Here is a 14,317-nt window from a genome sequence, read left to right on the forward strand (position 1 = left end):
TGCTTATTTTTTAGTGGCTCGTGAACGTGTGCGTGTGGCAGGCTTTTTACTTTCAGATGCAATGATTTGCTTGCACTCGTCGAGGGAGAGTTCGGCGGCGCGGTCGGCATCTTTTTTGGGTATTTTGTAGTTTTTGCCTTGGTAGCTGATGTAGGGGCCCCAACGGCCGGCGCGCACTTCGAGTTCGGGCTCTTCGGCAAATTGTTTGAGGTGGCTTTTAGCCTCCTTGTCGCGTTTGTCCTTTATAAGCTCGATGGCACGGTCGAGTGTGATGTCCATGGGGTCCTCGCCCTTTGGAATGGACACAAACAGTTTGCCAATTTGCACGTAGGGGCCGAAGCGTCCTACGTTGGCTTTGACAGTCTGCTCTTCAAACTCACCCAAGGTGCGTGGCAACTTGAACAGGTCGAGTGCCTCGTCGAGTGTGATGGTTTCGATGCTTTGGCCTTTGTTGAGGTTGGCAAAGCGTGGCTTCTCGTCGTCGCTTGGTGTGCCAATTTGCACTACGGGACCAAAACGTCCGATCTTTACGCTCACGGGTTTGCCCGTTTGCGGGTCGGTACCGAGTTCGCGTTCGCCCACACGGTGCTCAGTCTTTTCGTTGAGTGTGCGTTCAACCTGCGGGTCAAAATCCTTGTAGAAGTCACTGATCATTTGTGTCCAGTTCTCCTTGCCTTCTGCCACCTCGTCGAATTGTTTTTCAACGTTGGCGGTGAAGTTGTAGTCCATGATTTCGGGGAAGTATTCCATCAGGAAGTCATTGACTACGAGCCCTGTGTCGGTGGGCACCAGTTTGCCGCGGTTGCTGCCCACGTTTTCGGTGAGCGTTTGTTCGGTTATGTTGTTGCCGGCCAGTGTGAGTTGGCAGTAGTTGCGTGGTTGTCCCTCGTTGTCGCCCTTGACCACATATTCGCGGTTTTGAATGGTAGATATGGTGGGGGCGTAGGTTGACGGGCGGCCGATGCCTAACTCCTCGAGTTTGTGCACGAGCGAAGCCTCGGTGTAGCGCGGTGGTTGTTGTGTAAAGCGCTGTTGGGCTACAATCTCTTGGTTTTGCAGGTTCTGTCCCTCGCTCATGGGGGGCAGCAGACGTGACTCGTCGGCGGTATTGGCGTTGTCATCATCGCCTTGGCTCTCACGATAGACGCGCAGGAAACCGTCGAACTTTACAACTTCGCCGGTGGCCTGGAAGTAGTAGCCGTTGTGGTTGTCCGTGGCACTTGTAACGCTGATGTTGACCGTGGTGCGCTCAAGTTGCGCATTGGCCATTTGGCAAGCGATGGTACGTTTCCAAATCAGTTCGTACAGGCGTTGCTCGCGGCTGTCGCCGGTGATGGTCTGTCGTGCCATGTCGGTGGGGCGTATGGCTTCGTGTGCCTCCTGTGCCCCTTTGGCATGGGTGTGGTAGGTGCGGCGTTGGTGGTAGTTGGCCCCCATGATGTTGGTAATGACCGGTGCGCAACTGTTGAGGCAGAGGTCGGAGAGGTTCATAGAGTCGGTACGCATGTAGGTGATGAGTCCTGACTCGTAAAGGCTCTGTGCCACGCGCATGGTCACGGCAACGGGGAAACCGAGTTTGCGTGCGGCCTCTTGTTGCAGTGTGGACGTGGTAAATGGGGGTGCCGGTGTGCGCTGGGTAGGGCGCTTGCTGATGCTGTCGATGGTGTAGCTGGCCTGCTTGCATGACTCGAGGAAAGCCTCGGCCTGCTCCTTGCTGCTGAACCGTTTGTTGAGTTCGGCACGCAATGGGGTGGTGTGTCCTTTGTCGTCGGGAACATCAAAAAGTGCTGTGACGCGGTAGCTCTCTTCGGGCTTGAACTGTTGTATTTCGCGTTCACGCTCAACGATGAGTCGCACGGCCACACTTTGTACACGGCCTGCCGAGAGACTCGGGCGCACTTTGCGCCACAATACGGGTGACAGTTTGAAGCCCACCAGGCGGTCGAGCACACGGCGAGCTTGTTGTGCATCGACCAGATTGAGGTCGATGTGTCGCGGATGCTCGATGGCTGCGAGAATGGCCGGCTTTGTGATTTCGTGAAAGACGATGCGCTTGGTCTCTTTGGGGTCGAGGCCGAGCACTTCGGCCAGGTGCCATGATATGGCTTCCCCCTCGCGGTCCTCATCGGACGCGAGCCACACAGCCTCCGATTTTTTGGCTTGTGCACGCAAGTCGCTCACTACTTTCTTTTTGTCGGCGGGTATTTCGTATTGCGGTTCGAAGGTGTCGAGGTCAACGCCAAAATTTTTCTTTTTCAAGTCGCGGATATGTCCGTAACTTGACATGACTTTATAGTCTGATCCAAGAAACTTTTCGATGGTTTTGGCCTTGGCAGGAGACTCGACTATTACCAAATTCTTTTGCATAGTTTTCTGTTTTATGGTGCAAAAGTAGTGCAAGGTGAGCGAAGTGCAAAACAAAAAAGTCTTTTTTTGTTTTCAGTTCCGAACCGCCGCCTACTTTGGCGGTGAAAAGTAGTGCAAGGTGAGCGAAGTGCAAAACAAAAAAGTCTTTTTTTGTTTTCAGTTCCGAACCGCCGCCTACTTTGACGGTGAAAAGTAGTGCAAGGTGAGCGAAGTGCAAAACAAAAAAGTAAACCTACGAACAGACTCAAGCACCAAACGCTACCACTAAACGCTACCTCTAATGGGGGCGACGCGTCTCGCGTCGGGAAAATATGCTGCTATTATTTAGCAGAGTTCGTATGCCTTTCCTTTCTCTGTCCGACGCGAGACGCGTCGCCCCCATTAGTGCTTGCGTTTGTTGCTTGCGTTTGTTGCTTGCGTTTGTTGCTTGCGTTTGTTGCTTGCGTTTGTTGTTTGCATTTGTTGTTTGCGTTTGTAGTTTGGCTCCGTTCGCATGGCTCCGTTTTACCATACAATATATGAAACAAAACAAGGGCTGCACCAACTTGGCGCAGCCCTTGATAAGAGATATATGAACCGTTAAGTGTTCAAATAAGGATTACTGAATCTTAACAGTAGCACGACGGTTGTATGAGAACGGCTCGAGGTTCATTACACCACCCTTAGCTTCGGTGATGATGTTGTCGCGGTTAACGCCCATCTTAACGAGTTCGTTAGCAACAGTCTCGGCACGCTTCTGAGAGAGCTTCTGGTTGTATTCGGCAGAACCAGTCTTGCTATCAGCGTAACCAGTAACAACGATCTTAGAGTTGTTAGCCTTAGCATACTCGGCAACTTCCTTCACGTTAACGAGATCCTTGCGGCTGGCAACCTTAGCAGAGTTGATGTTGAAGAATACGCTTGAAGTAGTACCAACGAATTCCTTGCTGTTAACAACAGGCTGGTTCTTGGCGTTAGCAAGCATATCGCGCAGACGTGCATTTTCGTCCTGCTGCTCCTTGAGTGACTGGTTGAGAGCGTCCATCTGCTCTTTGTTCATAGCCATGAGGGCGTCAACATCAGGCACCTTGTCCCAAGTGCACTTGCCGAGGTTGTAAGTAACACCTACATCGAGACGGAGATCCTTGTCCCAGTGCTTCATCTTGTTCTTCTTGTAGCCTGCCCAGTTGTCGTTGGCAGCCTGGTCAAGAGAACCTTCAGTAGCACCTACGCTGAGGTCAGCAAAAATTTGAACGTGCTTGCTTACGCGGAAGTTGTTCAACAAACCAGCAGTGTAGTAGATGTCAGCATTCTTGCCGTTGTTCAGCTTAGTTGATACACCGATACCTACATAAGGAATGAAGTTCCAAACGCGCTTTTCGTTGTAACCGCAGAACATGTTAGAGAGGTTGAACATAACGTCCTCGTGAACGTTGAGTGCGGTATAGAGAGGGTGGCTCGTTTCAGAGTTAACCTGCTTACCCTTGATAGCGTCGAACTTAGTACGAAGACCGATGCCCGGAGTAAACCACTTACCTACAGCTACAGTGAATCCGATAGTACCACGCTTGTCGCTGAATGGGTTGTTGCTAACACCATGCTCCTGTGAAGTGTAGTAAGCTGTACCAGATACACCAGCGCTTACAAACCAGTTAGCCCAGAATGAGTTGGTGGCCACACTGTACTTCTTGGTAGGAACTTCAGTGTCTTGAGCCATAGCCGTTGTGGTCGATGCAAGACCTACAAAGGCGAGTGCAATCATTAATTTTTTCATAATTAGATGATTTGAAACTATTAATAATATTGTATTTGTTTTGTTGTCGTTATGTATTGCATGGCATTCGTAGGGGGCTACTTTTGCCTGCAACTTGTTGCAAAGTTAAGTATACTTGTGTGTTTGACGCAACTTTTTGCGTGAAAAATAGCTTTTATACCGTGATTTAGACTTATTTTGTAAGGTGTATTGTGCGTTTTGGTGGCTTATGATACCTAAAGGCGCGTCTAAAACATTTTTTCGGGATTGATAATAATCATTGTGGGCGCTCCGTCGGGTGTGATGGCCGGTGACTCGCAGCTGAAAAGTTGGCCAATGAGTTCGCTCATTTCGGTGGTGGTGAGGTATTGGCCCACAGGCATGGCCACCTTGCGGGCGAGGGCCAGCGCAATGATGTGTCCGATGGTGGCGGCGGCATCAGCTTGCCCGGCAATGGCATCGGTCAGGATAGAGGTGACGAGGGCGGTAGGCGACAGGCCTTCAGTGCCGACGGGGGTGCCTGATATTTCGTAGGTGTTGGGGGCAGTGGTGGTGATGTCAAATCCCACCTCCTTGAGCTGCGGCATAATTTGTTCAAGCACAATGCCCTCAGAGGGTGACGTGGTGAATGGTTCGGGAAAGAGCATTTGCTGTGAGGGCGCTTTGTGTGCCTGCTGTTGCTTGATGTATCGCTCGTACAAGATGCGCATGTGCGCTTTGTGCTGGTCGATAAGTGCCAGCCCCGAGCTGATGCCCGTCACAATGTAGCGGCCGTTATATTGCAACAGGTCGGCGGCACTTTTGGCTTGCCACTCGTTTTGGTCGGGCAACGGCAGATTGTTGTAGAGTGCGTTGTCTGACGGTTGTGGGAGGGCATCGGGCGTGGCAGACATGGTGTCACTTGCAGGGGACTCGTTGTTGTAATGACTCTCAATCTCAATGGTCGCATCACCTTGGTTGGCAGCTTGTGGTTGCTGGGCAGCCTGCCTTTGTGCGTTTTCGTAAATCTGCTGCCAGTCGAGTGGGGCAGGTGCGGGGTGGTGTGTGCGGTATGCTGCCGCAGAAGAGTTGTCGCTGCCATGTGGCGCAAAGTCATTGCTGCTGGCTTCGGCCTGGCTGCCTGTGTCGAAGGGGTTGAATGCCGTGTTGACATGAATGGTTGGCGGCGTAATGGGGGCAGACGACGCATTGAACTCGTTGTTGAACGTTGGTATGTCGGGACGCCCCTCGGTGTTGAAATCGATGGCTGGCACGGCGCCATATTTGCCCAACGACTCGCGGACAGCTGCCAGCAGAATTTGGAATATGGCGCTGTCGTCCTCAAACTTTATTTCAGTTTTTGTAGGGTGAATGTTGACATCAATGCGTGCGGGGTCAACCTCAAAGTTGATAAAGAACGGCACTTGTTGCCCGTCGGGAATTAGACGTTCGTAGGCTGTGAGTATGGCCTTGGCAAAATAAGGGTGGCGCATGAAACGTCCGTTGACGAAGAGATATTGGTGTGCATTCTTGCGTCGTGCTGCAGCGGGCATGCCCACAAAACCGCTGATGTGTGCCAGTGTGGTGTCAACCTCAACCGGCACGAGGTGTTTGTCGATGCGGCGGCCGAATATGCCCACGATGCGTTGGCGGAAGTTGCCACCGGGCAAATCGAGCATGACACTGCCGCCAGAGTGGAGCGTGAAGGCAATGTCGGGGTGGGCGAGTGCTATGCGTTCAAACTCGCTTGTGATGTTGGCCAACTCTGTTTGGTTGGACTTTAAGAACTTGCGGCGCGCCGGTATGTTGAAAAACAAATTGCGCACAGCAAAGTTGGCTCCGGCCGGACAGGCCACAGGCTCTTGGCAAGTGACCTTTGACCCCTCGATGCAGATGCTCGTGCCAAGGTCTTTACCCTGCTGCTTGGTGCGCAGCTCAACTTGGGCCACAGCGGCTATTGAGGCAAGCGCTTCGCCGCGAAAGCCCATGGTGCGCAGTGCAAACAGGTCGGTGGCCTGCTGAATTTTAGATGTGGCATGACGTTCAAATGACAAGCGTGCATCGGTGTCGCTCATGCCACAGCCGTTGTCAACCACCTGCACGAGTGTCTTGCCGGCATCTTCAACCACCACTTGTATGTGAGTGGCGCCGGCGTCGAGAGCGTTCTCAACCAACTCCTTTATGACAGATGCAGGACGCTGTATCACCTCGCCTGCAGCAATTTGGTTGGCCACAGAGTCGGGCAGCAGATGTATGATATCACTCATATAAATATATATAAGTAGGCGAAATTAGTAAACAGGCTGACGGGTAAGCAAGTAAGTTAGTCAAGTTTTTATACTCCTTATATATTCTGTCATTTAATACTATAAATACTCCAGAATATATTTACCTGTTAACTTGTCAACTTGTCACCCTGTTAACTCGTTTACTTATTCCGCCAACGTGGTTGTTATAATTTTTGAAGAGGAGCCTCGCGCCTTATGCTTGGCTTCAGAGTTGTGCCCTCTTTTTTGCCACGCCAGTTGAACACGTCGTCAGGCGACAGAGGGCGTATGTAGTCAAACCACGCAAAGCCCGGGAGCTTTGTGCGGTCGGCAGGTGCCAGTCCGATGGGGTAAAAGTAGCCGTGCGAGGCTGGCGCCCATATTTTGTACAGCTTGCGGTTGCGCATAAACATGCGAGCCTGTGCGGTTTCGACATAGTTTTGGTAAAGGATTGTGCTATCCTTTTCGAGCGGGTAGTTCACCACCATTACGTTGCCTATGGCGCGGTTTTCCTTCACCTCGCCCTGCGTGTCGAAGTAGGTGCGCATTTGTTGTGATGCCACCTGGTTAAAGTGTGTAGAGTCCACCCGTTCGATGGTAAGTGCCTGGCGGTCAACGTAAATAGAGTCGAGCGTGGAATCATTCATATAGGCATTGATTTCCTCGCCCACTATTTGCTTGTTGTCACTCCACACAATGGGGTCGCGGTAGAGCGTCACCTTTTTGGTACGCGATGAGAACACCAGCGAGTCAGCCACCATTTGCATGTCGGTGCGGAAAGCGCGAGCGTGGAAATAGCCGTGCAGCACACGGTATACAGAGTCCGTTTTAAGGTTGTACGAAAACATGCGCAAAGTGTCGGCATGCACATAGAGCGTATCCTTACCCTGTGAATAATCGCGTGCCAAAGCCCGTTTGGTGGCCATGGCCTCGCCAGTCAGTTCGTTGTAGCGGGCGTAACCGCCGGTGAGAATGTTCTTGTTTTTGGTGTCCTCGCACGACACGTTGCCGAGCCCCTCCATCACGCCCGTTTTCTTGTCGTAGTAAACCGTGTCACCCTGCATGATGCGGTCCTTGCCAAATGCTTTAGTCCCCTTGTACAGACGCACTTTTTCAGAAACCGTGTTATAAAAGCCATGCTCGGTGTAGATGCGGTCCTGTCCGGAATAGATGTTAGACTTGCCTACAATTTCAGCCCATTTAGTGATGGTGTTGTAATGCAGTGTGTCGGTTATCAGTTTGAATTTAGGGTTCTTCAGCTCCACATTGTAATTAAACGTGGCCTTGCGTGTATCAGTGTGATATTCACCCCAGTCAGATGTCAGGTGGTTGTTGCCGTCAATCAGTTCGCCGCCTTCAAAGTAATATCCCACATTATACATGCGGTCGTAGTTGAGGCTGTCCGTGCGCATTATTTGGTTGCGGTGCGTCATGACCACGTTTTTGCGCATCTCGGCCATTTGGGTGCTGCCGTCGTAGTGCAGTTTGTCACCTTTAAGTGTGAGAGTGTCGCCCTGCACGATGCGTACCCGTCCGAAAGCGTCAAACGTTTGTGAGTCATCATTCAGCACAGCGCTGTCGCAGTGCATCACCATGCCCGCGTGTGCCAGTATCACGTTGCCGCTGAGTCGTTGCGCCTTGTTCATTTCGTATTCAGAGAAGCGCAAATTATCGGCATGTCGCAGCACAATGCGTTCATTGTTATGAGTTTGTTTCTTTCGGTGTTGGTTGACATTGGGCAATGCGTATGCTGCACAGCCTGCCAATACTAATATATATAGGAGTATTTTTCTCACAATCATTTCTTTTGGGTGCAAAGTTAGTGCAAGGCGAGCGAAATGCAAAATGAAAGTCCCGAGACTTTCAATTTTGTATTTCCGAGCCGCTGCCTAACTTGCGCGAAGCGAAAGTGCAAGGCGAGCGAAATGCAAAATGAAAGTCCCGCGACTTTCAATTTTGCATTTCCGAGCCGCCGCCTAACTTGCGCGAAAGCGAAAAGAAAGGCGCGAAAGTTGTAACAATGGTGAAAAAGTCATACATTTGCGTTATGATAGTATAGAGAAGTTTAATGGCGCACCCGACAAACCCTGTGGAGTAGGCCGTGCAGATGCTAACCCAAAACTGTTGCTAAACGATACATGAAGAATGGTATGTCTATGACTCCTTTTACTTGTGCACGAAAGCATTTGATCTTTGAGTTCAACGATTCAGCTGAAGCGTTAGTCTTACGTCCGTCAAAGTAGTTCAGGATTTCATCCTCATAGAATCTGATGGTATCGCGTACGGACTTGATTTCACGCAGAGTGCAGGAAGCCACTTTCTCATACCACCCCTTGAAATTCTGTTTGGCAGTCTCCTTTGTGAGTTTCTTGTTTCTGAATATGGCTCTAAGGGAGTTGATCAGATTGTATGCTTCTTCAAGTTTTGGGTAGAGTGCGAAAAGTATCTTCGCACGCTTTTTCTGCGTTGCGCTCCACTTCTCTCGGCTCATGGACAATTGCTTGCGACATCGTGTCTGTGCCTCTACAAGAGTCTCGCCATTTTCAAGCCTTTTGGGTTCAAAGCGAGTGTTCAGCCTCATAGGCTTTCTTCCGCGCTTGCTCTTCTTCCAGTTCTTCCCATGCCTTTTCCTCATTCGCTCGCGGTAAGCCTTTCTCTGCGCTGCCAGATTTTCGAGGTATTTGCGAAACTCTGCCTTCTGTCTGTTCGCCTCCTTTACGGCTTTTCGTTTCAGGCGCAGGCGTATCTCTTCGCAGCCCTCTCCACCGCGTTTTACGACATGGAAGCAGTCACGTATGACTGTGGCTTTAGGGAATGCCTCTCGGGCTATGACACGCATGCAATCTGAGAGATCCATCGTGATATTCTCAACCATTTCACGCTTATCTGCAGGTAGTTGCATGAGAACCTTCAGTACGTCAGCAGGATTCGTTCCCTTGACTACTGCTATGATTGCACCCTTGCGACCATGGGCATCCTTGTTGTGAACGATAGTGTACAGTTCGCCCTGGAGGGAGGTCTCGTCTATGCCTTGCTCCTTACCTACGTTTTGCGGAATAAGAATCCACTTGGATGCGTGATCCTTCTGCTCCCACGTCTCGAAGTTACTCAGGGCGTCCTTGTATCTTTTGGCAAACGTGGAGCTGTTAATCATGTACGTATAACCAATCTGACGAGCGGTTATCGTCTCAGAGTCCATTCGCCCTCTTTAAAAAAAGCGCGAAGTCCTTCGCGTATCGAGTGCCCTTATGCTTCAGTTCAAACTCCTTGTCAAGGTCAACACTTCTTGTTGTGCCATCCGGCATTGTCCAACGCCTTCTTCGTATGTGAAGTACCGCCTTCTTGTCTCGGGCTGGATAGTCAAGTAAACATGATTCTTCCCCAAAACCATTGCTCACGGAATCCTTCATGTCTGGTGTGCGATTGTCGCGCTCATCCAGATAGATGTGAAGCTCTGTTGTGTAAAGAACATCCTTGTCCAGAGTACGCTGTGTTGCAAAGTCTGTCACCTCGAAATATTTAAGAACTCCTTCGGGGAGGAAATATGAGGCGAGGCCCTCATACATATTTTTATTGCCATTCTGATTCATAGTGCAAAGGTACTACTTTTGGGCAATCATGTATCGTTTGGCAACTCAGTTTTTGGGTTAGCATCTGCACAGCCCTCCACAGGGTTTGTCGGGTGCGCCANNNTGGCGCACCCGACAAACCCTGTGGAGTAGGCCGTGCAGATGCTAACCCAAAACTGTTGCTAAACGATACATGAAGAATGGTATGTCTATGACTCCTTTTACTTGTGCACGAAAGCATTTGATCTTTGAGTTCAACGATTCAGCTGAAGCGTTAGTCTTACGTCCGTCAAAGTAGTTCAGGATTTCATCCTCATAGAATCTGATGGTATCGCGTACGGACTTGATTTCACGCAGAGTGCAGGAAGCCACTTTCTCATACCACCCCTTGAAATTCTGTTTGGCAGTCTCCTTTGTGAGTTTCTTGTTTCTGAATATGGCTCTAAGGGAGTTGATCAGATTGTATGCTTCTTCAAGTTTTGGGTAGAGTGCGAAAAGTATCTTCGCACGCTTTTTCTGCGTTGCGCTCCACTTCTCTCGGCTCATGGACAATTGCTTGCGACATCGTGTCTGTGCCTCTACAAGAGTCTCGCCATTTTCAAGCCTTTTGGGTTCAAAGCGAGTGTTCAGCCTCATAGGCTTTCTTCCGCGCTTGCTCTTCTTCCAGTTCTTCCCATGCCTTTTCCTCATTCGCTCGCGGTAAGCCTTTCTCTGCGCTGCCAGATTTTCGAGGTATTTGCGAAACTCTGCCTTCTGTCTGTTCGCCTCCTTTACGGCTTTTCGTTTCAGGCGCAGGCGTATCTCTTCGCAGCCCTCTCCACCGCGTTTTACGACATGGAAGCAGTCACGTATGACTGTGGCTTTAGGGAATGCCTCTCGGGCTATGACACGCATGCAATCTGAGAGATCCATCGTGATATTCTCAACCATTTCACGCTTATCTGCAGGTAGTTGCATGAGAACCTTCAGTACGTCAGCAGGATTCGTTCCCTTGACTACTGCTATGATTGCACCCTTGCGACCATGGGCATCCTTGTTGTGAACGATAGTGTACAGTTCGCCCTGGAGGGAGGTCTCGTCTATGCCTTGCTCCTTACCTACGTTTTGCGGAATAAGAATCCACTTGGATGCGTGATCCTTCTGCTCCCACGTCTCGAAGTTACTCAGGGCGTCCTTGTATCTTTTGGCAAACGTGGAGCTGTTAATCATGTACGTATAACCAATCTGACGAGCGGTTATCGTCTCAGAGTCCATTCGCCCTCTTTAAAAAAAGCGCGAAGTCCTTCGCGTATCGAGTGCCCTTATGCTTCAGTTCAAACTCCTTGTCAAGGTCAACACTTCTTGTTGTGCCATCCGGCATTGTCCAACGCCTTCTTCGTATGTGAAGTACCGCCTTCTTGTCTCGGGCTGGATAGTCAAGTAAACATGATTCTTCCCCAAAACCATTGCTCACGGAATCCTTCATGTCTGGTGTGCGATTGTCGCGCTCATCCAGATAGATGTGAAGCTCTGTTGTGTAAAGAACATCCTTGTCCAGAGTACGCTGTGTTGCAAAGTCTGTCACCTCGAAATATTTAAGAACTCCTTCGGGGAGGAAATATGAGGCGAGGCCCTCATACATATTTTTATTGCCATTCTGATTCATAGTGCAAAGGTACTACTTTTGGGCAATCATGTATCGTTTGGCAACTCAGTTTTTGGGTTAGCATCTGCACAGCCCTCCACAGGGTTTGTCGGGTGCGCCAGTTTAATCCAAACCCCAAAGAACCATGAATATGAGAAAACACACACTTCTGTTATTCCTGCTATTGATGGCAATGCCAGTGTTGGCAGAGAACCGTTCGTTTCGGCAAGCTCGCGAGATAGCCGAAAGACATGCTGCAAAGAATGGGGCGCATATAGGGCAGCAATCGGTAAAGCGTGCCAAGGTGCTGAACAAGCAACAATCAACCACCAGTAGCCGAGGATATTACGTATTTCCACATGATGGTAATTGTGGTTATACCATCGTGTCGGGCGATGACCGAATGCCCGAAATAATGGGTTATTCAACCACAGACACGTATAGTGAAGAAAACATGCCAGATGGCATGAAGCACTTAATGCAGGCCTATGAAACCATGGCGACAGCATTGGCCAACGGCGATGCCAAAGCTGAGAGATGTTTGGCCGAGAAAGAAGCACTCGCGGCCGACTCCACATACCGGCAGCCCCGTGTGTAGCCATTGCTTGCCGATATAGCTTGGGGGCAAACAGAACCTTACAATACCTGTGTCCGATGTATGATGGTCAACGGCGTACGGTAACAGGTTGCGTGGCCACAGCCATGGCGCAGCTGATGATGTATTACAAATACCCCCAAACGCTCAAGAGCGACATACCTGCTTATCAAACCAGCTCTTATCAGTTGGACATGCCGTCGGTGTCTGCAGGTGATCGTTATGATTGGGACAATATGCTGCCGCAATATTCGGGCAGCGCGTATACGGCAGCGCAAGCCAATGCCGTGGCCAAACTCATGTACCATTGCGGACTTTCGGCAAAGGCCGATTACGGGCCGTCGACAGGCACAAATTGTACGCCTGACGTGTTGGTGAAATATTGGGGGTATGACCCTGATGTGATAAAGCAGCTAAATAGAGAAGGCTTCAGTCTGCGAGAGTGGACCGCCATACTCGATGCAGAGCTGCGGGCGTCGCGTCCAGTGTACTACAGCGGTGTGTCGTTCACATCAGGAGGCCATGCCTTTCTGTGCGACGGCGCCGATGGCGACGGGCTGTACCATATAAACTGGGGCTGGAGCGGCTGGAGCAACGGCTATTTTGACATAACCATACTAAACAGTGACTATAGTGGCACCGAATCGGCTACTGCCCCAGCAGACGGTTTTAATTATTCTTGCAGCATGATAGTGGGCATCATGCCCGATAATGGTGTGACAGATGCGCCATTGATAGTAACTCCGCTGCTAGCAGCTATTGAAGGTGAAGGGGTTGGTTGTGAATTACTCACCACCGAACGCGCTGATACAAGCGGGTCGTTCAGATTAAGCATTGCTGCAGCGTTTGGAAATGAAGAGAAAACGGCATTCGACGGCTATGCCGGTGTGGGTTTGAAAGATGAGAGTGGCATGTATTTGCCTTTGAGTACAAGCAAAATCTACCTTGATGGTATGGAGGAAGATGGCACATGTTATATCGAGCCGTTAACATTTGAGATAGACTATTCTTTCCCCAAAGGACGTACCCGCATATACCAGATATATTCAACAGACGGCAATACGTGGCAACAATGTGGCAATTATGGCAAATTGTGCTACAAATTATATGGCAAATTGTTCTACGAATTTGACGCCACAGATACCACGTTGCGTATGGCTGAAGATACCTTGTCGGCAAGTTTGGCAAGTGTAGATGAGTTTGTAGAGGGCTATGATGCCAGTTTCAATCTGACAACCAGCACAACGGCATGCAGCGAGCAAAATGTTATGCTGTATGTGTATGGCAGTCAAACCCCCGACAAACCATCAGAGTACGCACAAAGCCTCTATGTAAACATTCCAGCCAAAGGCCATGTGGCCCGGCGCTTCGCGTTGCGTCCCCCTTCGGCCGGTGACTTGTACGTGTGGGTGTGTGATGAAAATGGTCACGAACTTGTGTCAGCTCAAAAGTTTGAGGTGGCAGAAAGCCAAGCACCAATACTGACTTTGGCCAGTAAACATGTAAACACCACAGCAGGCGATCTTGAAACAGAAAACGCCTATTTATGGGGCAATCGTACGGCTGTGCCAAAAGTGAATGCCGATAAGGCTGTTTTGACTTATAATGTACGCAATGATGGTGGCATGTGTTATGCGTATGCCGAATTGTTGTCTATTGCTTTTAACAAATCAACTCCAGATGGCGTATATTCGAGCCAGGTTAAGCGTGTAAAGCTTTCATGCAACGGAGCGGTTACCACCTTGACTTTCACTCTGCCTTTAGCTGATTATGAAGATATGAGGTCGCTGAGATGTTACTTGACTCTGTATAATTCTTCTGAAAGTGCGGAAATAATGGATTTAGACGTGTCAGAGATACCAGAAGTGAAATACTACATGGTCGATAGTCCAAACCGATATTGGATACAGATAGGTCCAGCTCTTATTTTTTACATTGCTGGGGCCCCCGTTGGTGTACACCACATTCATACAAGTGGCAACAGCCTCACCTTGCAAGGTGGGCATGGCTGCATGATGCTGATGTCGGAAATGCCCCGAAAGGTAGGCATCTACAATTTGCAGGGCCAGTGTGTAAAACACGTTGCAGTTGAGGCAGGTCAGCAGCAAAATATAAGCTTGCCTTCAGGCATTTATGTGGTCGAAGGTAAAAAGGTAATAGTGTATTGATCTAAGTTCGAGCAAA

Annotated in this window: 10 protein-coding genes; 2 read left to right on the forward strand and 8 right to left on the reverse strand. The window is 49.9% G+C overall.

Features of this window, described 5'->3' with window-relative positions:
• Positions 1-3: 3 nt before the first annotated feature.
• The 8 genes from topA to BQ5453_RS08600 form a co-directional block, all read right to left on the reverse strand.
• Positions 4-2,367 (reverse strand): type I DNA topoisomerase, encoded by a 2,364-nt coding sequence (gene topA / locus BQ5453_RS08565; protein ID WP_071122874.1) that lies wholly within the window; start codon positions 2,365-2,367, stop codon positions 4-6.
• Between the two features lie 598 nt (positions 2,368-2,965).
• On the reverse strand, positions 2,966-4,120 hold the full coding sequence (locus BQ5453_RS08570; RefSeq protein WP_071122875.1) for an OmpA family protein: 1,155 nt from the start codon (positions 4,118-4,120) through the stop codon (positions 2,966-2,968).
• Between the two features lie 227 nt (positions 4,121-4,347).
• Positions 4,348-6,345 carry a DNA mismatch repair endonuclease MutL gene (mutL, locus tag BQ5453_RS08575; protein ID WP_071122876.1) on the reverse strand — a complete coding sequence of 666 codons (1,998 nt, stop codon included), beginning with the start codon at positions 6,343-6,345 and terminating at the stop codon, positions 4,348-4,350.
• Between the two features lie 185 nt (positions 6,346-6,530).
• Positions 6,531-8,147, reverse strand: coding sequence for an OstA-like protein (locus BQ5453_RS08580; RefSeq protein ID WP_071122877.1), 1,617 nt, complete (start codon positions 8,145-8,147; stop codon positions 6,531-6,533).
• 308 nt (positions 8,148-8,455) lie between these two features.
• Positions 8,456-9,499 carry a transposase gene (locus BQ5453_RS08585; protein ID WP_074027632.1) on the reverse strand — a complete coding sequence of 348 codons (1,044 nt, stop codon included), beginning with the start codon at positions 9,497-9,499 and terminating at the stop codon, positions 8,456-8,458.
• Between the two features lie 34 nt (positions 9,500-9,533).
• Positions 9,534-9,911, reverse strand: a complete 378-nt coding sequence (locus BQ5453_RS08590; protein WP_143033257.1) for an ISAon1 family transposase N-terminal region protein — start codon at positions 9,909-9,911, stop codon at positions 9,534-9,536.
• Positions 9,912-10,079: 168 nt separating this feature from the next.
• Positions 10,080-11,123 (reverse strand): transposase, encoded by a 1,044-nt coding sequence (locus BQ5453_RS08595; protein WP_074027632.1) that lies wholly within the window; start codon positions 11,121-11,123, stop codon positions 10,080-10,082.
• A 34-nt stretch (positions 11,124-11,157) separates the two neighbouring features.
• Positions 11,158-11,535, reverse strand: a complete 378-nt coding sequence (locus BQ5453_RS08600) for an ISAon1 family transposase N-terminal region protein (protein WP_143033257.1) — start codon at positions 11,533-11,535, stop codon at positions 11,158-11,160.
• Positions 11,536-11,689: 154 nt separating this feature from the next.
• On the opposite strand from BQ5453_RS08600, the gene BQ5453_RS08605 reads away from it, so the two are divergent.
• Both BQ5453_RS08605 and BQ5453_RS08610 read left to right on the forward strand, forming a co-directional pair.
• Positions 11,690-12,136: a Spi family protease inhibitor gene (locus BQ5453_RS08605; RefSeq protein ID WP_161942411.1), complete on the forward strand. Its 447-nt coding sequence runs from the start codon at positions 11,690-11,692 to the stop codon at positions 12,134-12,136.
• 56 nt (positions 12,137-12,192) lie between these two features.
• Complete coding sequence (locus tag BQ5453_RS08610; RefSeq protein ID WP_071122879.1) at positions 12,193-14,301, forward strand: C10 family peptidase; 2,109 nt, start codon at positions 12,193-12,195, stop codon at positions 14,299-14,301.
• The last annotated feature ends 16 nt before the right edge of the window (positions 14,302-14,317 follow it).

Origin of the sequence: Prevotellamassilia timonensis (genome assembly GCF_900106785.1) — a bacterium.
GTDB lineage: Bacteria > Bacteroidota > Bacteroidia > Bacteroidales > Bacteroidaceae > Alloprevotella > Alloprevotella timonensis.